Raw genomic sequence first — 21,507 nt, forward strand, 5'->3', positions numbered from 1 at the left:
GGGGGTGGCCTCCTAGCGTTGTATAGTGATTTAGAAAACCGTAATACCGAAGTTCGCAAAAATGTTACAAAGCTCTTGCGGAGGCGACTCTTTTGCAAAGATAGCCAGTTGCTCGACAAATTCCTGCTTGCTACGTTGTGCATAATCTGGCAAAAATTCAATCACATCTTGATAGAGAACATCTCGCAGGAGTATCTTGCCATCAATCCAGCGATGCACACCGTCTAAAGTATTACACGCCTGATCGATCTCTTGCGCACGAGACTCCCAATTTTTCATGAATGATCGAATGTCATCACGTGCTGGGATACTGGCAAACCGATTCTCAATTTCAGAGCGAACCTGTTCTTGTGTGATAGCAGGGCTCAAGCAGGTAGTTTTCCAATGCATATCTTCGAAGAATGACACAACGAGAGCCCTCTCCCCTGCTGTGCTCTACTTTCTCCTCTTGATCAAAGTCTCGATCAACCAGTCCACAGCAAGCCTCTTCTTGAAAAACGTCTTTGCGAACACTTCTCTTGTTCCCGGAAACTTTGGTTTGGCATTTCAATTCAAACATTTTCTTCAATGTCTTGTCGTCATCGGTTCCCTCTAGACACAATTGCCTATAGCCACTCATGCACGTGACTCCTCTATTAGATCGTCAAGTCTCACGATTTCGCTTTCTAAAACAGCGTCTGCAATAAAGGGAGACTGCGTTGTCATGATAAATTGCGCCTCATATTTCTTACACATTTTCGTGAGAGTATCAACAAATAGCTTTTGCCACACAGGGTGCAGATGAATCTCCGGTTCATCGATTAAAATGAGACTGCCCTTACGAATTCGGCGGAACATCTCCCCGATCAACAGAATGAGTTGTTTCTCCCCGGAACTAAGAACATCAAGACTTATCTTCTCCCCAGTCCCCTCTTTGACAACCTCGACACGGTAATTCATTCCGACAGATGTAATTTGCTTCCCTTCCAAGAAGCGATTGACGAGCTGCTTAAACTCATCAAACAACGAAGGCTCATTTCGATTGCCTTCTCTAAGCTTCAAATCGCGAAAATACAGCCAAGTAAGGAAACTCTCCAAAGACCCTTCCCATTGATCATGATGTCGATTATTTTGGTATGCCCATTCGTATTCAGGTTTTTCATTCACCAGTCTGGAATGGGTAGGAAAGTAAGCGAGACGATCAGTCGGAAAAAATATGAGATTTCCTATAATCGGGTTATCATCAATTCCTGCAATTGCGGTCCTGATCGCAAATGAAAGTGCCTCTGCTTCCTTGTTATACAGAGAAATTCGTGGCACGTACTCAACTGTTTTTTCTTCATAATCAACTTCTGTTTCAATTGTGATGAAATAATCAGGCGTCGATAGTGTATCCTTGTCAGGCAAACGCAGATTACCTGCTGCAACAATATTAAACGTCCTCGTCACATCATCATTCGAGTGAAAATCTGCGCTGATGAAAGTGCTTGCAGACGAATATAGAAAGTCAACGTCTACATCCTTTAGGCCAGCTTCACCTACGCCCATTAAACAAAGTGTTGAGTACGCAGTCTCCAACAGAGTTGTCTTTCCTGAGCCATTTTTTCCTACGATTATGGTGCGGTCACGTACCTTTTTCTTCACAGGGTCAACTAAATTAACTTCGAGATCCTTGATGCCTTTGAGATTTTTTACGCGAATAGATCTCAGCTTCACACGCGCACCTCCGAATCGTCACATTCTTCTCACTCTAGTATATCCTACTGCCCAACCAATTAGAAAAGCCCCGCCAACTTCCTCAGCAAACGGGGCTTCTCCACTACTTAGCGCAGTCCTATTCCACGCCCTCTTCCTGCAACCGCTCCACCAATTTATCCAGCAACCCGGAGATCTCCCGCGCCGTGGCATCGTAGACATCCTGCCCCGACCCGTAGGGGTCTGCTACATCATAATCAGGTAGCTTCGCGACCAGTTCCATCATGCGCTCGCTCTCCTGTTGCACGCACGCTTCTAGGCGTTGCTGCAGCGCCGCCAGCTCGGCGTCGACCGTCGGGTCTTGCCCGCCGCTCTCTTGGTACCGCTCTTGCAACGACTCGATCTCATCGGCATGCTCCGCCATGAACTGCGCTTGCTTGGTCTGTGCCTCCGCTTGCAATTCGCCCATCGCTTCAAAGAGCTTCATGCTCTCCGGGTCGTCGTCGACGAACTCCTTCAACTGGAAGGTCTTATCCATCGCCTCGATATGACGCTCCAAGATCGCCCGCTTGTGCGACTGCGACATCGTCAAAATCAAGTCCGCCCAGCGCACCAACTCGTCATCCAACGGCGTGGCCAGATGCGCATCCGCATCGAGACCGTGCGCGTTCATCACCTGCTGCGCACCTTTGGAAGCCGGTTGTCCAGCTTGGGCCGCAACGCCTGCCGAACGCACCTCCACTTGATCTCCCAACCCGGCCTTCGTCAACCGCATCCGCATCAGCGGTTCTGCCATCGCACTGCGGCAGGTATTCCCGGTACACACAAACAGTAAATTCATGAGTCTCCTCCTTCGCTCCCTATCGTTTCCTCTAGTATAGCCCTGCCAACTTCCCCCATGCAAATGCAAAAAGAGACCCGTCCGCAAGCGGCAGGGTCTCTTTTTCAATTCCTTAGTCTTCCAGCAGGGTGCCTACACCCGTTTTGAGCGCAATGTCGTAATAGTGGCGTGCCACCGCGACATCGAATACCGCCATGCCCATCGGGTTGAAGATCACAGCATCGTCCAGCGGGAACTCGCGGATCGCATCCTTGCAGACCACGTCGACGATCGACTTGGTGTCTTCCTCCTGCAGATTGCGCTCCTTGTGCATCAGTTCGATGTCGGTGTTCTCACGGCAAACTTCTTCCCAATCGTCGACGATGATCGACTTGGTGTAGTCGAGGATCTCCGGCTTGAAGTCGCGCAGGGAGACGTTGAGCAGCAACGAGCCCTTTTTCGGCTTGCGGTCGATGTAGCCGCCTGCCGAGACGGTGCAGGTGATGAATACGTCCGCATCGTCATACGCAGCTTCGTAGGTATCCACGATCTCGACGCGATCCTTGATCGCGGCCGGGATGTACTGTTCGCGCACACCACCGATGTCGTAGAGGAACACTTTGGAGATCCGGTCGCCAAGCAATGCGGTGACCATTTCGAGGTGCAGTTGGCCGATCGGACCGAAGCCGATGATCCCGACGTTGACGTTCGCAAGCGGTTTCACTTCTTCGTACTTTTTGATGACCAGCCCGGTGACAGACGCAGTGCGGATACCGCTGACGTATGCGGTGTTGAAGACCGCGAGCGGTTTGCCGTTGTCCGCTTGGTTCAAGATCGTGACGGAGTGGGCGCGCTGTACGCCTTGGTGGATGTTTTTCGGGAAGGAAGCGATCCACTTGATCCCTGCGATGTTCACATCACCGCCGCAGAACGCCGGCATCGCGATGATCCGGTTGCTCTTGTCACGGTAGCGCAGGTACGGTTTGACCGGTTGCGCGTAATCGTCGGTCGCGAGGCACTTGACCGCGTCCTCGATGACCGAAATCGTTGCGTTCCAGTCGATTCCAATGGATTGCAGGTTCTGGGTGTTCATATAAAGCATTTGCGTAGCTCCTCTCTTGATTACGACAGCGATTGAACGGTGCTTTTGTCGTTTAGTTCCTTGACCCAAACCGGGTTGTACACGGTATCTGCATACGGCGTGCCGCCATCTGGGCAGAGGAACACGACTTTCGGCCGTTTTTCAAACACCTTGTCCTTGAAATACTCCTGAATGGCAAAATACGAAGTGCCGGTCGAACCGCCGCCAAAAATGCAATGGTCCTCAAACAATTGATAGCAACCCTTGACCGTGTCGGTCTCCTCAACGTGTACCACGTCATCGATCACTGCTTCACGCAGGATGTCTGGCACCATGCTGGAACCGATACCCGGTATGTAGCGCTTCTTGGGCGGAGTCCCGAAAATCACCGAGCCTACACTGTCTACGGCCACGATGCGCACATTCGGGAACTGCTCCTTCAAACGGCGCGACACACCCGAGATCGTTCCCCCGGACGAGACGCCGATAAATGCATAGTCAAGCTCGTCAAAACTTTCCGCCAACTCGGTGCCCAATCCTTTGAAGTGGGCGTTGAAGTTGTCGATGTTGCCGTATTGGTTGGTCCAGAACGAGTTCGGGATCTCCCGCAACAATTCGTTGACGCGATCGACTCGGGTCAGCAAGAAGCCGCCCGTTTTGTCCCGCACTTCGACTTTTTCCACTCGGTAGGAAAGAGCCCGCAACAGGTTTTCGTAACTTGGGTTGATATTCGGATCGATGACCGGGATAAACTTGATCCCCAGTCGCTTGCACAAAGTTGCCAACGCGATCCCGAAGTTCCCCGATGAGGACTCGATGATCGTCGTATCCTGAGTGATGCGACCACTTTCAATCGCTGACTTTAGGATATAATACGCCGGGCGTACTTTCACACTGCCCATGAGGTTATGAAACTCCAGCTTTGCGTACAGATCAATGGTCGGATGTTCGAGGTGCACCAACGGTGTCTTGCCTACGAAGTTCCCGATCGATGATAATTTTTCAATCATGATCCTCTTCTCCCCGATCGTAAAAAAGTGTCGTCCCCCGCCACCATCGTAGGTGTCTTATCTTGGGCGATCCGGCGATTTTTCCAGTCATAAAGATCATAACCTGTATATTAAATATACGTCAAGGAAAGTGCATTAAAACTTTGAAATTCCTGCACGATATTTTAGTAAGGACAAAGAAAGAATTGTTTTCTCTTTTTAATCTCCAAAAAGCCGACATAGGTAGCCCCGTCGGCTTTTCTTGTGCACAGCTACAGCAGAAATTTGAGTCCAAATGCGATCAAGACCGCACCGCCGATCGCTTCCCCATACTCGCCGAATAAATGACTGATTCGACCGCCGATCGCCAGTCCGAGTGCCGCGAGCACCATCCCGCAGATCCCGAACAGCGTGACGGCGAGTCCGAGATTGGCACCAAACGTTCCGAGCGAGAAGCCGACCGACAGCGAGTCGAGGCTGACGGACAGCGCAAATAAAAACAGCCCCCAGCCGCTCGTGCGCGCTGCCGCTCGGCTGTCACCGTGCTCGTCCTCTCTGCTGAAAATCGAGTTCCAGACCATCTGTCCTCCGAGACCGATCAACAGCAACGCGCCGATCCAGCGCGTGAAGTCACCGATCACACTGGACAGATACAGGCCGACCACCATGCCAAGCAGTGGCATCACCACGTGAAAGACGCCGATGGTACTTGAGATGCGCGCAATCTCGCGCGGCCGCAGCTTGAGCATCCCCATGCCAAGCCCTAGTGAGAACGCATCCATGCCTAGCGCCAGCGCCATCACCAGCAAGGTCATAAACTCACCATTATGTAGAAGTATGCTGCTCACTACCATCCCTCCCCCCGGTTGTCCTGCTACCTCATGTCTATGCGGCTTGGCCAAAATAAAAACCTCGGATTGACCCTCCGAGGTTTTTTGCCCACCGTATCGTGCTTACCAGAATAAGGAGCGGCGATGCCCGAAGCCTCCGCCGATGCCGAGGCCCGCTCCATAGCCGATACCTCCACCGATGCCGATGCCTGCTCCATAGCCGAGGCCCCCACCGAAACCGAGACCTGCTCCATAGCCGAGTCCTCCACCGAAACCGAGACCTGCTCCATAGCCAAGGCCTCCGCCGTAGCCAAGGCCTCCGCCGTAGCCAAGGCCCCCACCATAGCCGAGTCCTCCGCCGATGCCCACGCCCGCTCCTACGCCGATGCCAACACCCGCGCCATACCCAAAGCCGCGATACGGGTAGTACCCCCCGCCAAAGAAAACGTTTTCTGCGTCCAGACCCTTGCGGTCTTTTTGCGGCAGCGGTTTGAGCGTGACTCCTTTTTCGGTCACCTTGTCCAGCACACCTACTTGAATTCCCTTGCTGGTTTGAAGCGTTACCACATGACCCACGAGTTGTTTCATGTTCTTCATTGTGCTTGCACCTACCTGGTTGTTTGATTGCTATATCCTATGGGGACAGGCGTCATTTGGTGTTTAACGAGCGCACAAGGTAGGCAAAAAAGCCGTTCCAGTCCTGTAGGACTGGAACGGCTGCTGTCATGATGACCTGTAGATTATGCGAGCTGCGCGTTCAAAACGCGCAACGAGTCGCGGTTCCAACGCCTTACGCCGACGACGCGGTCAGCACCAAGAGCGCGGTACGCGCGCATGAAACTCTGGTTCTGCGCAACGACGACGACCTGTTCGATCCCCGCCTGTTTGAGCGCCTGTACGATCAGGGCGCTCTCCAGCCATGCACCTTCGAAGACCACAGCGGTATCGCACTGGCGCACCGCTTCGTTGTTCACGACATCCGACTTGTGATGTCCGACCCGGATGACCGGCGCCTCGACGAGATGCTCCCGCAGGAACTGGGTGGTCTGCACACAATAGTCGAGAATCGCGCACGAAACGCCCAGCGAGTTCATCGTGGTGATAAAAGGGATCGCAGCCTCATCCATCGTCACTACAAGACATTGTTTCATGCCAAAAACACCTCTTTATCCAATGTAGTATTGGACAACCAGAACAGAGGTCAGAGACCTCTCTCGCAGCAGCTTACGAAGTTAGCTGACGGGTTAGGGTGGCAAGAGAGTTCTACACCCCTTCTGCCTCATCTGGCAGAACTCACCCCGAAATGATTGGGTCCTCCGCTTTGTGGAAATGCACAAACTCAGCTGTTGTGTCGTTGTGTTGTCTGTTTCCATTATACACGTTCCACTGGGGAAAGATGAAGCGCTTTCATACCCAATTTTCCGCCTTTTACTGGCATGAGCAGAGCTCGTCCGCCTATTCTGCCAGAATCACCCTGTGTCCCGCCGCTTTTCGCAGTCGATTCATCACCGCCAACCCGATTCCGTCCTCTGGGAACGTCTCCGCATAGATGACCTCAATCTCATGGTGGTCAAATGAACGGATCGCGTCGTAAAGCCGTGCGGCCACGGTCGCGAGGTCATCCTGCGAGCCGAGCGAGATCACGTGGGCCGCAGTTGGAAAAAGGTCTTTGTGCTCGTCGGTGGTGAGCACCCCGACTTTTTGATCAGCTGTCTGGACGAGGCGTTGCATCTCCACGAGCGCCTGTTCACCCTCCACGAGGTACATGGTGCCACGCGGTGCGTAGTGCGTGTACTTCACGCCCGGCGACTTGGGCGCGATCGTTTCGTTGCCAAGTGCCGGGTCGACCGCGACTGGACCGAGTAGGTGTTCGAGCATCTCGCGGGTCACGCCCCCTGGACGCAGGATCATCGGAACAGCGCCGGTCACATCCAGCACGGTCGACTCCACGCCCACGCCTGCCGCACCGCCGTCCACAACGCCTGCGATGTGCCCGGAGAGATCCTCCAGCACATGCTCGGCTGTCGTCGGACTCGGTCGACCGGAACGATTCGCGCTCGGGGCGGCTACCGGCACACCTGCGAGGGCGATCACTTGCAGCGCCGTATCGTGATCGGGCATGCGAACGCCGACTGTGTCCAAGCCCGCCGTGACATTCGCCGGCACGGCGTCTGTACACGGCAGGATCAACGTCAACGGCCCTGGCCAGAAGTGATCCATGCACAGTCGCGCCAACTCAGGGATGTGCGTCACGAGTTGATGCACATCATCCCTGTGGGCAATGTGGACAATCAGTGGATTGTCGGAGGGGCGGCCCTTCGCCTTGAAGATCTTGTCCACAGCGCGGGCATCGAGTGCATTCGCACCCAACCCATATACCGTCTCGGTAGGAAAAGCTACGGTCTCGCCATCTCGCAACAGCATCGCTGCTTGTTCCAGATCGTGGCGTGCCGTGGTGAATCTCATCGTCTGTCTCGTCATTGGTATCCCTGCCCATAGTCATTGTCTTATCCAGTATAGGCATACTTGCGAGAAATTCCAACGTGGAGAACATTCGTTCTCACTTGTCCACAATATCCACAGGGGCATGTGGATAAGTTGTGGACTTATACAGATGTCCCATCGGCACCATGTCCTGTTGTGCATTCGCCAAATACGGTGGTGACTGGAGAATACACGTGGGAAGCGCATCCGCTTGCACTGTGGAAAACCCCATGTGGATAAACAGGTCGATTCCTGTGGATTTTGTGAATAAGTACAGAGCGGTCAGCGATTTGGTTTCAGCATAGGCAAAAAATCGGGAGAGCAACTCCATTCCGACCTGCGCTTGTACCGTGCTGTTTTCCAGCACGAGAGAGCGCATGAGCCCGTACAAACGTTCGTCTTCTCGGTAGATTTCCAAGCCTACCGTGCCTACAATTTTGTTTTCGTTCGGGTTTTCCACAACCAAGTAGTTCGTGAGATGGTCGCCGAGGCCCCCCGTGGACACTCCAGCCGAGGTGAGGTACTTGTGGATGGATGCAAAGTCTTCGAGCGTGGCTTGGCGGATGACTAGACTCATGGCGATGCCTCCTGTGTGTACTCGTTTCTATCAGTCTATGAGCGAGACCGCGCCGTTATGAGAGAAAAAAGAGCCGTTTCCCACGAAGGGAACGGCTCTTTTTTGGCGGCTTACAGGGTTGGTTGTGGATAACGATCGAGGATGACCGCCGCTTGTGCGCGGGTCAACAGGTCGCCCGGTGCCAACTGGTCTGCAGAAATGCCGCTGACGAGGCCGAGCTTGATCGCTTGGGCGAACGATTCACGCGCCCAGTCAGCAATCGCGCTGCTGTCGTCAAATTGTGTGAGGTAATGCGCTTGCTCCGCTTCGGTCAGCGGATCGAGTGTGCGGTTGGTGCGCAGCGCTCCAATCGCCATCACGACCATCTGCTCGCGGGTGATCTGTCCCTCCGGCTGGAAGGTGCCGTCCTCAAAGCCATGTGCAATGCCTGCCGCGGCTGCACGGTTGACGCTTGCCACATACCAAGAGGAGGTGGCAACGTCGGTGAAGTGCATCCGATACTGCGGATCTGGCAAGCCGATCAGACGGTCGATGAGGGCGACGAACTCCGCCCGGGTGATGTTGCCTTCTGGGTTGAACGCGGTGTCGGTCTGGCCGGCGATGATGTGATGTGCGGCCAAGTGTTCAATGGAACCTCGTGCCCAGTGCTCCGTGATGTCGGAGAACGACTTTTCATATCGGAGCAAGGCGAGCGGTTGACCGTTGGTGACGGTCGTGTTCACGAGGCCGTTTTTCTGAGCGTTGGTCGAGCGGACGTAGCTCCACTTGCGGGTCGCGGTGTCATATTGATAGACCCCAACCTTCGTGATGTCGGTCGCTTGCGGGAGTGCCAACGTGACGTGCAGTTCGCCCGTCGGTTGCAACGTGACAGTGCGGGAGCCTGCAGTCGCGGTGGCTACGAGTTGCAGCGCAGCGGACGCGGGCTTGTAGGCGGCGTCCTGATCGCTTGCTTGTCGGAACCAATTCGAGGCGGTGTCAACTGTGACTTCGGCCCATGCCAAGTTCAAGGTGACTTGCTTGTCGAGCGAACCGAGTTGCTTCTCGATCTGATCGTCGAAGGCGGTCGCCGGGAGCGTGAGTGTGGACGTCGCTTGCTTCAGCACGAGCACAGCACCTTGTTCCTTCAAGTACGCCCATGCGTCCGCTTGGAGCATCGCCGGGGCTTGACGGTTGCTCAGATCGATCGTGAGCGTGGAGCCGCTCAGCGATTTTTTCACATCCTCCAGCGTCAGGGTACCGGTCGGAGAGGGAGTGACAGAACCGCCGCCTCCGCCCCCGTTGTTCACAGGCGGTACGTAGCCATGGGTGATGGTAATCTGGTACTGGCGGGTCGTCGACTGGTCGGCTGCGGTGACGCTGAGCAGGATGACCGTGTCGCCTACACCTGCCAGCGTAATGTCGCGGTCTTGGTTCGATGCGAGATCGAAACCTTCGAGGCGCATCGTCGCGTTACCATCGTTCGTGACGGCGCGCAGGGTTGTCGTCGCCATTTTGTCCGGCACGGCGAGCGTATAGGACGTTGTGTTTGGCGAGAACGCCGGAGTCAGCGGGTAGGCGTTGCCTGCGAGGACGAGGCTCTGCAGCGAGGCGTCACTGGAAACCGAATTGTCGGTGACGTTGCCGGACAGTGCGCTTGCTGAGTTGGCGTATCGGTCCTCGACGCTGTTCGCCGCTATGTTGACGACGACACCGGACTGAGCGGTTTTGCCGTTCAGGAAGAGCTTCACCGTCTGGCCATCCTCCCCGTACTCGACGGAGGCTGGGGTGACGGTCGTGCCTTGCAGCGTGAATTGTGCGCTGCTCAGCGCTTTTTTCGTGTTCAACAGTTCGTTGAACGTCAGCGTGATCACATCGCCACTAACACTTGTCGTCGCGGTGCTCAGCAGAGGAGCTACGGTATCTGCCGTTTGCACGGTGATCGTCTGCGTCACCGTGACCTGACCTGCATCCGGTTCTGCTGGGATACCCGCATAACTGACGACATCAGACGCGGGCCATGCGATCGTGACTTGCTTGCCGGCGGCGATGTTCTGCGCCGTGGTGAAGCGGAACGTGCGGGCGAGCGAGACGTTGTTGGCATCCTCGCGCGCGTCGACGGCGGTGAGCGTGCCTGTAACAGCTGCGTTATCCACCATGACGGTCAGGGAATTCGCAGTCAGGTCTGCTGTGCGCACGTATTTGTCGGTGGTGAATTCGAGCACCGTTGCACTGTTCGACGATTGCGCCGACGTGACCGCGATGGTCGGTGATTGTGTGGAAACCATCGGGATGTTGACGTTGAAGCGCGGCGGCGGTACGTCCATCGCACCGCTCTCCGTCGTCTCGTAGCCTGCTTTTTCATAGACGACTTTCCACTTGCCGTTCGGAACATCCCAGCCGTACTTGCCCTCTGGGTCGGTGATCTGCGGGTTGATCTGGCCGTACCAGTCCGCATCCCACTTCACCCACTCGTTGGTCTGAGCGTCTAGGTAGTAGACGGTCGCTTGGGCATCCGCGACGCGGTTGTCCTCAAAAGTTTCGTAGACATAGCCGCTCGGGTCGTAGATCCAGACCGGGGATGCAGTCGGGGTGGCCTCCCCTAGCTCATCCTCTCGCGGTTTCGCGCAATCCCCCATCTGCGAGATGTGGTCATCGAGCGATTTCAAACGCGCGTCGACGAGCACATCAACACCTGCACCCAGCAAGTTGCCGGCGATGTTGAAGACCAACGATGATCCTAGCGTTTCCGGTGCGAGCGCTGCTCCGGCGAGGTTGAGCGCCCACTTGGATGCTTCCCCTGCGATGATCATGTTGTTGGCAAACTCGATGCTTTCGTTCCAAGCGGCACCGCCTGGGCAGGCATTGGCGCGTTGGGCGAGGGCGACGACTTGGTCGAACTTTTTGTTGACCTCGTAACGTCCGTCGATATTTTGCTTGGTTTGCTGAATGTCGTTGCCGCCCTTGTAGAGGGCGTCTTTTTCATTCCAGACGATCTTGCCCGTGACCTTCACCACGTTCAGCACGTTGCTGCCCGCGACGGCGTACTGCGGCGAGATCGAGGTCGGGCTCGGAGTCCCCATCCCGGATAGGAGCAAGTTCAGACCTTGGGTGACGCTGAGTCCGGTCTGCGGTTTTTGCACATATCCTGAGATGTCAGAGACCCACTTGCCGGTGGATTCGTCTTGGTGGACATCAAACGTCATGCCGTAGACGGGAACCCCGGTGGAGGCCGCTTTTTGCAAATCTTCGGTGGTCGGGGAGTAGGTCAGCCCCTCCTCCATCGCAACGTCGACACCTAGACCCATGTTCGAATCCGGCAGGGTCAAATCAATGTGCCCTGTGGTGAGATTGCCCACGGTGTGCAGGTTTTCCTTGCTGTCGATCGTGACATCGCGCATGCCTGCTGGCATGCGATCGCGGACTTCCGCTTCCGTCGGGACCTTGGTGACGGGGGTCGGCGGCAGTTTCTTGCGGTCGTAGGTGACGTAGATGCCTTCTCCGACACCGTTGATGCCCGAGGTGATCATCTCGACGTGCCAAAGTCCGTTGTCGAGCTTGGTTGCCAGTCCGACCGTCTCCCCTGCACCATGTCCGAGATGGACTTTGACATTTTCGACCGCGTTGGGATCGTTGAACTTCAGGTCAAAGTAGAAACCATCCCACGGGCGGACGACATATGGGAAGCGCGGAACCCCGTGCGTGAGATCGAGCGTCACGCGACGGCCGTCGCCTTGGCGCATCGTCATCTCTTGCAAGACAGGATCGTTCGGTTCGTAGCTGACGTCCACCACTTTGGAGCGGAGCGTTTTTCCATTGCCATCGGTGGTGACCGCTTGCAGATGGAACAACTTGTCACCGCTCGGATCGGGCAGCGACAGGTTGAGCGACCATACGCCGGCGGCGCTGATGGTCGTTTTTCCCAGGAACTGCTGGCCTTCGAAGACCGAGAGTTCTTGGTTCGCCGGGCCGTTGCCGTTGACCGTCCATGCCAGATGATTGGTCCGCAGCGGCGCGGTGATCGTGAGTTGCGACGAGGTCAGCTTCACTTGCCCGATGATCTCGTCACCGCCGCTGCCGTCATACGACATCTGGGCATCCGCGAGCAGAACTCCCTCGGTGAACGTGGTCGGCACCTTGAAGCTGAACCGCACCACACCTGCTTGGTTGTACGCCAGATTGCCGAGCTTGACGATCACGAAGCCCGGCTTCGAGATCAGGTCAACCTGATTGGCAGGGACCGCCACATCGCCCAGCATCACCGAGTCGGCTACATAGTCTGTGCCTTGTGGGATGCGCAGGATCAACTTGGCGTTGTTGACACCTCGATTGCCTTTGAAAGCGGCGCGGATCGTTCCCGTCTGACCGGGACGCACTTGCGGAGTCGAGGAAGTCAGCGAATTGCCATCGTTGCCGCTGAACACGCCGAGGCGAGCCAGATCAAGCGTGCCGAGATCAAGCGGCGTGCCTGCCGTCACGTTGACATCGACAGACTTCCGGTAGCGGGTGCTCCAGTTGTCTCCATAGGCTTCGATGACGAGCTTCATCGCCCCAGACTTTTGCGTGGCGAAGCGCAGGCTCGACTTGTTGTAGTCACTGGTGTTCTCAAGGATCGCGCCATCTGCCCCATAGAGCGAGGCCGACCAGTACTTCACCGTGCCTGCCCCTGCTGGCAGACGCAGTTGGCCGACGATGTTGGTTTTGTCCTGCGTGAGGCGCAAATCTGCGACCGCTTGCATGTTGGCGTCGACGACAGCATCCACGCAGGCCTGTTGCAGACCGCCCTCACGACCATCGGCGCAGACGGTGATGACATCCCCTGGCTGTTTGCCGCGCACCGTCAACGTGTCGCTGTTGACGTAGTTGCCATCGACCGTCATATGCATGTGAATCCCAACCGTCCAGTCAATCGGCAATGGGCCTTGCCACTGCGCATCACCTGCATACTTCGTAAACAGATTGATCTTGACGGTCGCGCTTTGCATCGCAGCAATCGAGAAATCGGCCGTGACCGTGCCGTTCGCTGTGACGGTGACATCGCGAGAGGCGTGGGCGTAGTCATACTTGGCGGATAGCGTGACGAACACGCTAACGGGCCCTTCGACTGCCTCCACCGAGTACTTGCCTTCTGCGTTCGTCATCACAGACTTGTTGAAAAAGCGTCCTTGGACGTTTTGCGTCACGGACACCGTCGCATCGGGCAATGGGCTCCCATCGAGGTTGCGAACAGTGCCTTGAATCATACCCTTTCCAATCTTCTCCACCGTGAGCGTCTGGAGATTGAGCTGGCCAGTCGTCAGATTCAGCATCTGATACGGAACTCGCTTGTAGACATTTTCGTCCAGATACACCCGCACCTGCACACTTTGCAATTGCGAGTTACTTACGAAAAAGGAACGGGTCATGCCGCTGGCATCCGTGTACAGTGTGGCGAGGATCGCTCCGTTCGACGGATTCACCAGCGAAACGGCTGCATTGGCGACGGGAGTGTTCGAGTCCTCCACCAGTTTCACTTGCACGGTGGTGACCTTCACATCCAGTTGCTCAGGGTTCTTGAGCCCGCCATAAATCGAGAAGGGCTTCGGGGATTCCTGAACCGTGCGACCGAGCGCATCGAGGATCTTCCACGTATAGTCATCCGCCCCTGGCAGTCGACCAAAGGAAAGCGTACTCGAATCATTCAACGACTTGACCTGATTGATCTGGCGACTTGGGCTGACCAAGGCCACGCGGTAGTGCAGGGGACGCGCCAACTCCGCCGGGACGGTAATCGTCGCTTCCCATTCAGCGAACACCTGCCACGGCAAACCGGCAACAGCAGTGACCAGTGGGTCACCGCCCTCTGGATTCGCCTGCGATGCCACGATGTTGGTGATCGCAGAGGTGCCCTCCGGCACCGTCAGCGTGCCTTTGTAGACGCCTGGCGTTGCCGACTCGGTCATCTCGACCGCGGTCGTCACTTGGGTGCTCACATAAGGCGATTGGGACGTATCCCACTTGTCAGAACTGACCGTCACCGTGACCGGACTGTTCGGAGCCCCTGTAACCGTTACGGCTTGTTGCGCACCGCGAGGCATCGAGTCCCCGACCATGCCTGTGCGTTCCACCGTGATGGACAAATTCTGTCCTTCGGTCGAGACGACGAATTGGTTCGTCTGGTACACCACTCGCTGTTGTCCATCGCGACCGCGGATGACGAGCGTGTGGAGACCGCCAGACGAAGTGGTCAAGTGCCAGCTCGTCTCCGTCGCTGGCACTTGCTTCAACATCTGAGCAACTGTGCCCGGCGTGACATCCCAGACCTCATAGGAGGTCACGGAAGCGTCACCCGCCGTCCATAGCAGATCGTAGTCGCCTGCTGTATAGTTGACGGTCAACTGCCCGGACTGTACTTCGACTGATTTCGGCGTATGGATCAGCCACTCAGGAGAGGGAGTGCTCTCATTGCCTGCAAAATCGAACGCTTTGATGACCACCATGTAGTCCGTATCGGACAACAGATCGTTCGGCATGAACTCAAACCGATTCCAGCGACTCTCGCGCAACAGAGTTGAGTTGTGCGTCACAGGATCGATCTGGTACAGGCGATACCCGGCAACCTCGACATTGTCGGTTGCTTCCGGGGACACATACAGGGAGATGTAGCCAGCATAGTTGGTGATGGTCAAGGACGGTGCGGTCGGCCACATCGGAGGTTCGGAATCGTTCCATCCTTTGATCAACTTCGGGCCCGAGCCCCAAGACGTTTGGTTATGGGAATTGACCGCCTCCACCTGAAAACCAGACTGCAGATCCTCATAAGAGCGTTCGCTTACGTGGAACGAGGACGTACTCGCGTCCACGAAGCCCAGCAATTCTTGGTGGGTGTTCGTGCGAAACACCTTGTAGCCGACGACATCTTGGCCGATGAGGGCGGGCCAGTGCAACATGAGGCCAAAATCGTTGACATCACTTGCCGTCAACTTGCTATCAGCGGGCCACTGCGGCAACGTGGAGGCATTCTGCGCCACGTACAGAGACCCGTAGTCATACTGTTGGAACGGCGTCGTCGCAGGGGCGACATTTTCACTATCCGACCGAAAAGCCAATGCACCGCTATCCGACAACGCGGGCATCAAGCTCTCCCCGTTCAACTGACCTTGGTAGGGGCGACTGCCCAACTGAACGTGCTGCGAACCCAGATTGTAGACATAGACCACAGACGGATCGGGCATGCGATTGACGTCGACAGGCAGCCCCTCCGACAGCAAATTAAACGCATGCGACTCAAACGCCACCCGTTCGCCGTTCGGCGCAAGGGAGGGCCGCAAACTGTTGCCATCGGCTTGAGCGCCGGTGTCGGTCACCGACACGCGCGTTGTCATGCCAGAGGCGCGACTGAAGACAAATACGTCACTGAGACCATTCGTATCATCAGCCACCAAGTTGCTCGCCTCTGATGTAAACGCGATGAGAGCGCCGTCGGCGCTGATGCTTGGCGAACTGCTCGCCCCATTGGTCGCTTCGTCCACGAAGGACTGAGAGACCAACGACACGCCGTGCATGGAACGATCGTACAGATAGATGTCCTCCACCTGATTGGTGTCCTCAGGAATCCAAGCCTCTGAGGAACGGAATGCGACAACCTGACCATCCGCCGAGATCGCGGGTTGTTCCAACGCATCGACGCCGGTGGCAAAATCATTGCGAATGACCTGCGTTTCTCCGCTTTGCAAGTTGTGCAAGTACAGCCTCCAGCTGTACAGCTTCGAGTCCTGAGACAAATTGCTGGCCTCAGACGCAAACGCCACCCACTGACCATCCCCCGAAATAACCGCCTGCTGAGAAAAAGAATCCGCGGGAGCCCCAGTAGCTGACACACTGACCAGATGAGTCGAATGAGTGCTTGTGTCGTACACATAGATGCGTTCAAACGAGTCGATCGGATCGAAGTCGATCGTCTCCTGAACCAGATTGGTCGCCTTGGATTGATAGACGACGTACCGACCGTCATCAGACACCGAAGGTTTCGTAGCCATCGAATTGGCCGACTCGCCAGTCGCGGAGCGACTGATCAACTCCGTCGAGCCCGTCCTGCGATCGTGCAAATAAATCTGCACATCCTGACCAGCGCCCTCGACCAACGTCGACGAATTGGATTCAAAGACCACGAAGCGACCGTCCTTGGTAATCCGTGGATTGGCCGTGGTGCCAACGTTGTCGGCGCCAGCCGAGGAGCGGCTGACCTTCTCATTCAGATTCCAGTCGCCAGCAGGCAGATCAGAAGCACTTGCCCGTGAGGGGATTGCCCATGCGGGCACGACCAAATTGGCTAGCAGCGCAACCGAGAGGAACAAATTCGCCGTTCCGCTACGAAACCAGCGCCTTCGCTTACTTCCTTTACGTTCCATTTCCAAACACCATCACCTTTCATTCACAATATAACCCACCATATAATCATATATTATGTACGCAATTCAAAATACCTCTTTAACCGCGACATAAATCCTTAAATCAGCAATCGCCACCGCAAGGGACGGGGAGGCTGAATCGACCCGAGCGACTTTCACAGGAGCCGGGGTGATGCAGCCGGACCGGCCCAGGCAGGAGACCGCGCCGAACGCAAAAAAGGCCCCTCAACCAGAGGAGCCCTCGCCACAACTCAAACCCACCCAACCTACAACTCCGAATCAACCTCAAACGAAAACGACACCACGCCATCAATCCGCTCAGACAACGCGTAAAACTCAACCTGCCCCCCTGAAGTCAGACCCAAGATCGTGGCAATTCCGTACCCCAAAAGCTTCCCAGTCTTGTCATAATAATGGACCTTCAAAACCAGATCATGACCAACACCATCCATATTCTTAATCATCCCGTTCATATTCGTCGCATTCGAAGAGCTCTTCAACGTAAACTTACTAACTTCAAAGTGACCCCCGACCACAGTCGTAGCCTGCGTTGTGCCTCCATTGGCCGGAGCAGCGAACTTCCCTGAATTATTGAGGATGACGGTGTTGTGCTCACCGTCCCAGCCAACTTCCGCACCTAACGCCTCACCGACAAATCGAGCAGGGACATACGTGCGATCCTTGTACAGTATCGTGCCGAGACTATTGGTTTTATCAGACCCGTTCACCTTGAACTTCACCGAAGTCGTGAACAAAGCAGCGATTTGATTGTCAGCAAAAGCGGCTCCGGCGGTAGCGACGACCATCCCCGCGACAAACGCGACCAGTACCTTTTTCAAAAAAAACTACCCCCTTCAAACTCACCTCTCCTACCATTCGATAAAGTAGATGAAACCCCCTTCCCCCCGAAAAGAAAAGACAAAAAGCCCGCCCCCCAGAGACAATACAGGAGACGAGCTTGGTAGAGGAAGCGATAGAGGGCGAGAGGGGACTTACGCGAAGATCTTGTCCCACCACTCGCTGAGCTTGTCCACCAGAGCCGAGCGGACTTCAACTTCCTGCTCATGACCATCCGCCGAGTCTTTTACATCGACAGTCGTGATGGGAGCGGGTTGCTTTTTCCCTTCCATGTCCTTCGGCTGAGCGACAGCGTCGCCGTTGGCCATGTCGACAAAGCAGAGTGGCGGGAACAGCACACACCACCAGTTCTGCCCAGCGGCCTCCCCGATTTGGATGCGGAGCGCTTCGTACTCGCCAGCCGGGTAGACCTTATCGCCGTACATCTTGGTCGGGAAAGGGACGTTGCCATAGTCGGTTTGCACCGGGTAGGAGTAGCCCTTCTCCGCGATGATCTTCGCCGCGAGATCGTTCATCTCCGGCACCGAGTTCGCGATCGTCGCCTTGATCGCATCATGATCCTTCAACCCGCGGATCTCATCGGCTACAGCCACAATGATCTGATCACGAACATCACGCTTGAGCTTTTGGTCGGCCGGGTCATCACTGTTGGCGATGATGCGCAAGCGAATGGCGTCGCCAGGGATCGTATCCGTTACGTCCGTGCCGTCCTCTGCGATCACTGGTTGAGCGACAACCAAGTCTTGCGCTTGTGCAACAGCTTGGGATTGATTGAAATAGCCAACCCCCGTCAAGAACATCGAAACCGCCACAGTAGCCAGAACCAGACCTTTTCTCATCGTTCGTCATCCCTCTCTCGTAGACTCTCAACCGCTTCTGATAGTCAGTATGGACGCTCTACGAGGGGTCTAAACCTAGCATTCCAAAAAATCTAGTAAAAAAATACGAGACTACTTCCGCCGTCCCCAGATCACGCGACCGATTCCTTGCCAGTCTGGGAGAATGCCCGTCTCCACGCAGGGTACAGCCTTTGCGATCATCCGTTGCACGTAGATATCCTGGTGGATGCCGACTTCGTAGGCGACATAGGCGGGGCCAGATGCGGGCCAGAGAGTGGGGAGGGCTTGGGAGAGGATGCGGTAGGGATACATGCCATCAGGACCCCCGTCGAGCGCGAGCCGAGGTTCGTGATCGCGGACTTCGGCATCGAGTTCCTCGCAGTCGTCGGTCGGGATATAGGGAGGGTTGGAGATGAGGAGATCGGGACGAATGCCGCGTTCAAGCAGTGGGGAGATCAGGTCGCCTTCGAGGAACTCGACGTGTGCCTGCAGTCTCTCGGCGTTCCCTGCGGCTACAGCCAAGGCTTCCTTCGAAAGGTCCACTGCGTACACCTTCGCCCCCGCCCACTCCAAAGCTAACGTGATCGCGATGGCACCACTACCCGTCCCGATATCTGCGATCACCGGGGCTCGCCCTGCAAATAGATCCCGTTGCTTCAACACCTCTTCGATCAGCAACTCCGTCTCCGGCCTTGGGATCAAGACAGACGGGCTGACCACAAACTCCCGCCCATAAAACTCCGTCGAGCCGATCAGATACTGCAACGGCTCCTGCGCCCCGCGACGGCGAACCAACGACTCAAACTCCGCCACCTTCTCCACCGGGAACGGGTCGTTCCAGACCATCAGCATCCGTGCCTTGTCCACACCCAGCACATGTTGCACCAACGCTTCCGCATTGAACAGAGGAGAGCGAATCCCCTGTGAATCAAAGAAACGGGAAGCCCCCATGAGGACTTCCCGCAGAGTTGTACCTGCCATTACTCTTCGTCAGTCTGCGCCTTCAAAGCTTCCGTGCGCTCGAAGGTGATCAGATTGTTGATAATCTCGTCGAGGTCGCCCGCCAAGACGTAATCCAGCTTGTGCAGCGTCAGTCCGATGCGGTGATCGGTGACACGAGATTGCGGGAAGTTGTAGGTACGGATGCGCTCCGAACGGTCACCTGTCCCGACCTGCGACTTGCGGTTCGCCGCGTTCTCCGCGTGTTGACGTTGCAACTCCATTTCAAAAATCCGTGCGCGCAGAACCTTCATCGCTTTGTCCTTGTTCTTGATCTGCGACTTCTCATCCTGACACGAAACCACGACCCCGGTCGGAACGTGCGTAATCCGAACGGCCGATTGCGTGGTGTTGACAGACTGGCCGCCCGGACCGGACGAACAGAACGTATCGATGCGCAGGTCTTTGTCGTGGATCTCAACCTCGACTTCCTCCGCTTCCGGAAGCACTGCGACCGTTGCGGTGGACGTATGAATCCGCCCGCCGGAGTCGGTAGCCGGGACGCGTTGAACACGGTGTGCGCCCGACTCGAACTTGAACTTCGAGTACGCGCCCTTGCCGCTGATCGAGAACACCATCTCGCGGTAGCCGCCGAGTTCGGTGTAGGACACGTCGATCACCTCAGTCTTCCACCCTTGACGCTCGGCAAACGCCACGTACATTTTGTACAGGTCGGTTGCAAACAGCGCCGCTTCATCGCCGCCAACAGCCCCGCGCAACTCGACGATAACGTTTTTGTCATCGAGCGGGTCCTTCGGGAGCAACAGGATCGTCAGACGGTCCTTCAATTCCTGTTCGCGCTCGGACAGTTCGGAGATCTCCATTTTCACGAGATCGCGCATCTCGTCGTCGAGCTTCTCATCCTGCATCGCCTTCGCATCGACGAGTCCAGCATGAACTTCCTTGTACTCGCGGTACGCATTGACGATCTCCTCGAGATCAGACTGCTCCTTGCCATACTGGCGGAGTTTCGCCGGATCGCTGGCAATCGCCGGATCACACAGGAAATCATTGATTTGGTTGTACCGGTCTTCTAGGGACTGTAAACGGTCGATCATGGTCTTACCTCACCTCTTCTATAGTTTACGCAGGAAGCGCCGATTCTGCCTTGCCATCCTCGATCACGGCTTGAACAGAAGCGATTGCCACTTCAATCATGCTGTCATCCGGCTCCTTGGTCGTCAGGCGCTGCATCAGCATGCCTGGTGACACGAGCCATGCCACACAACGGTTCGTCGAATTGCCCGACCAACGGATCAACTCATAAGACAAACCGGCGACCACCGGCATCAACCCGATGCGGTAGGCCATCATCTCCCAATGGGACATGCCTTCCTTGGAGAAAAACGAGAACAGGATGATCGAGATCACCATCACGAACAGCAGGAAACTCGTCCCGCAACGCTTGTGAATCAGCGTATGACGGCGAACATTTTCCACCGTCAAAGCCTCGCCTGCCTCAAAACAATTGATCGTCTTGTGCTCAGCCCCATGATACATGAACACCCGTTGGATGTCCTTCATGCGGGAGATCAACCACATATATGCCACAAAGATCAAGAGGCGCAACACGCCTTCAATCGCAGCAAACGCCGTGCCGGTCGCGCCATTGGTGACCCACTGCGCGATATAGAGCGGTGCGAGAATGAACAACCCGACGCCAAAAGCCAACGAGAAAATCAACGTCAGCGCCATCTGCCAGTTTGAAAGTTCCTCGCCCTCTTCATCGACAGACAAATTGGCCGACTTGTTCAACGCTTGGTAGCCGATGAACGTCGATTCAAACAGAACTGCAGTGCCCCGAACGAGCGGCAGGGCCAGAAACTTGAAACGCTGCGTCCACGAACGACGCACCTCGTGCTCCACATGGATCGAGTTGTCAGGCTTTCGAACCGCGACTGCGACCTTGTCGCCGCCGCGCATCATCACACCTTCGATGACAGCCTGTCCGCCGATGTACAATTGCGGTTCCATTCCTGTACGCCCTCCT

16 protein-coding genes and 1 riboswitch are annotated in these 21,507 nt (G+C 55.9%); all 16 genes read right to left on the reverse strand.

From position 1 onward, the window contains the following. Positions 1–30: 30 nt before the first annotated feature. Entirely contained in the window at positions 31–408 is a 378-nt protein-coding gene (locus C7459_RS00690) for a hypothetical protein (RefSeq protein WP_109685235.1), read from the reverse strand. A gap of 207 nt (positions 409–615) precedes the next feature. Beyond that, on the reverse strand, positions 616–1,695 hold the full coding sequence (locus tag C7459_RS00695; RefSeq protein ID WP_109685238.1) for an AAA family ATPase: 1,080 nt from the start codon (positions 1,693–1,695) through the stop codon (positions 616–618). A gap of 118 nt (positions 1,696–1,813) precedes the next feature. Further along, on the reverse strand, positions 1,814–2,515 hold the full coding sequence (locus C7459_RS00700) for a low molecular weight protein arginine phosphatase (RefSeq protein ID WP_109685240.1): 702 nt from the start codon (positions 2,513–2,515) through the stop codon (positions 1,814–1,816). A gap of 112 nt (positions 2,516–2,627) precedes the next feature. Continuing rightward, positions 2,628–3,596 (reverse strand): 2,3-diaminopropionate biosynthesis protein SbnB, encoded by a 969-nt coding sequence (gene sbnB, locus C7459_RS00705; protein WP_109685242.1) that lies wholly within the window; start codon positions 3,594–3,596, stop codon positions 2,628–2,630. A gap of 20 nt (positions 3,597–3,616) precedes the next feature. Then, positions 3,617–4,585, reverse strand: coding sequence for a 2,3-diaminopropionate biosynthesis protein SbnA (gene sbnA, locus C7459_RS00710; RefSeq protein ID WP_109685244.1), 969 nt, complete (start codon positions 4,583–4,585; stop codon positions 3,617–3,619). 251 nt (positions 4,586–4,836) lie between these two features. Beyond that, positions 4,837–5,418 carry a manganese efflux pump MntP gene (locus C7459_RS00715; protein ID WP_109685246.1) on the reverse strand — a complete coding sequence of 194 codons (582 nt, stop codon included), beginning with the start codon at positions 5,416–5,418 and terminating at the stop codon, positions 4,837–4,839. 99 nt (positions 5,419–5,517) lie between these two features. Next, on the reverse strand, positions 5,518–5,991 hold the full coding sequence (locus C7459_RS00720; protein WP_109685248.1) for a hypothetical protein: 474 nt from the start codon (positions 5,989–5,991) through the stop codon (positions 5,518–5,520). 143 nt (positions 5,992–6,134) lie between these two features. Then, positions 6,135–6,545 carry an NAD-binding protein gene (locus C7459_RS00725; protein ID WP_109685250.1) on the reverse strand — a complete coding sequence of 137 codons (411 nt, stop codon included), beginning with the start codon at positions 6,543–6,545 and terminating at the stop codon, positions 6,135–6,137. A gap of 55 nt (positions 6,546–6,600) precedes the next feature. Next, positions 6,601–6,749: riboswitch (cyclic di-AMP (ydaO/yuaA leader) on the reverse strand. 100 nt (positions 6,750–6,849) lie between these two features. Further along, a complete protein-coding gene (locus C7459_RS00730; RefSeq protein WP_109685252.1) occupies positions 6,850–7,875 on the reverse strand; it encodes an L-threonylcarbamoyladenylate synthase in 1,026 nt (341 codons plus the stop codon). Between the two features lie 79 nt (positions 7,876–7,954). Then, positions 7,955–8,455, reverse strand: a complete 501-nt coding sequence (locus C7459_RS00735) for a GNAT family N-acetyltransferase (RefSeq protein ID WP_109685254.1) — start codon at positions 8,453–8,455, stop codon at positions 7,955–7,957. 110 nt (positions 8,456–8,565) lie between these two features. After that, a complete protein-coding gene (locus tag C7459_RS00740) occupies positions 8,566–16,821 on the reverse strand; it encodes an S-layer homology domain-containing protein (protein ID WP_109685256.1) in 8,256 nt (2,751 codons plus the stop codon). Positions 16,822–17,087: 266 nt separating this feature from the next. Further along, on the reverse strand, positions 17,088–17,660 hold the full coding sequence (locus C7459_RS00745; RefSeq protein WP_109685258.1) for a stalk domain-containing protein: 573 nt from the start codon (positions 17,658–17,660) through the stop codon (positions 17,088–17,090). Between the two features lie 153 nt (positions 17,661–17,813). Then, positions 17,814–18,518, reverse strand: coding sequence for a stage II sporulation protein R (gene spoIIR / locus C7459_RS00750; RefSeq protein WP_109685260.1), 705 nt, complete (start codon positions 18,516–18,518; stop codon positions 17,814–17,816). A 111-nt stretch (positions 18,519–18,629) separates the two neighbouring features. After that, the gene (prmC, locus tag C7459_RS00755) at positions 18,630–19,499 is read right to left on the reverse strand and encodes a peptide chain release factor N(5)-glutamine methyltransferase (protein WP_109685262.1); all 870 of its coding nucleotides are present in this window, start codon (positions 19,497–19,499) and stop codon (positions 18,630–18,632) included. Beyond that, complete coding sequence (gene prfA, locus C7459_RS00760; protein ID WP_109685264.1) at positions 19,499–20,575, reverse strand: peptide chain release factor 1; 1,077 nt, start codon at positions 20,573–20,575, stop codon at positions 19,499–19,501. Before prfA ends, prmC begins: the two co-directional genes overlap by 1 nt. 25 nt (positions 20,576–20,600) lie before the next feature. After that, complete coding sequence (locus C7459_RS00765) at positions 20,601–21,491, reverse strand: DUF1385 domain-containing protein (RefSeq protein WP_109685266.1); 891 nt, start codon at positions 21,489–21,491, stop codon at positions 20,601–20,603. Positions 21,492–21,507 lie beyond the last annotated feature (16 nt).

Source organism: Tumebacillus permanentifrigoris (assembly GCF_003148565.1).
In the GTDB taxonomy this organism is placed as follows: Bacteria; Bacillota; Bacilli; order Tumebacillales; family Tumebacillaceae; genus Tumebacillus; species Tumebacillus permanentifrigoris.

Coding starts and splice junctions, on each gene's coding strand:
- C7459_RS00700 (WP_109685240.1), bottom strand. CDS start 2,515: ATGAATTTACTGTTTGTGTGTACCGGGAATACCTGCCGCAGTGCGATG.
- sbnB (WP_109685242.1), bottom strand. CDS start 3,596: ATGCTTTATATGAACACCCAGAACCTGCAATCCATTGGAATCGACTGG.
- sbnA (WP_109685244.1), bottom strand. CDS start 4,585: ATGATTGAAAAATTATCATCGATCGGGAACTTCGTAGGCAAGACACCG.
- C7459_RS00715 (WP_109685246.1), bottom strand. CDS start 5,418: ATGGTAGTGAGCAGCATACTTCTACATAATGGTGAGTTTATGACCTTG.
- C7459_RS00720 (WP_109685248.1), bottom strand. CDS start 5,991: ATGAAGAACATGAAACAACTCGTGGGTCATGTGGTAACGCTTCAAACC.
- C7459_RS00725 (WP_109685250.1), bottom strand. CDS start 6,545: ATGAAACAATGTCTTGTAGTGACGATGGATGAGGCTGCGATCCCTTTT.
- C7459_RS00730 (WP_109685252.1), bottom strand. CDS start 7,875: ATGACGAGACAGACGATGAGATTCACCACGGCACGCCACGATCTGGAA.
- C7459_RS00735 (WP_109685254.1), bottom strand. CDS start 8,455: ATGAGTCTAGTCATCCGCCAAGCCACGCTCGAAGACTTTGCATCCATC.
- C7459_RS00740 (WP_109685256.1), bottom strand. CDS start 16,821: ATGGAACGTAAAGGAAGTAAGCGAAGGCGCTGGTTTCGTAGCGGAACG.
- spoIIR (WP_109685260.1), bottom strand. CDS start 18,518: ATGAGAAAAGGTCTGGTTCTGGCTACTGTGGCGGTTTCGATGTTCTTG.
- prmC (WP_109685262.1), bottom strand. CDS start 19,499: ATGGCAGGTACAACTCTGCGGGAAGTCCTCATGGGGGCTTCCCGTTTC.
- prfA (WP_109685264.1), bottom strand. CDS start 20,575: ATGATCGACCGTTTACAGTCCCTAGAAGACCGGTACAACCAAATCAAT.
- C7459_RS00765 (WP_109685266.1), bottom strand. CDS start 21,491: ATGGAACCGCAATTGTACATCGGCGGACAGGCTGTCATCGAAGGTGTG.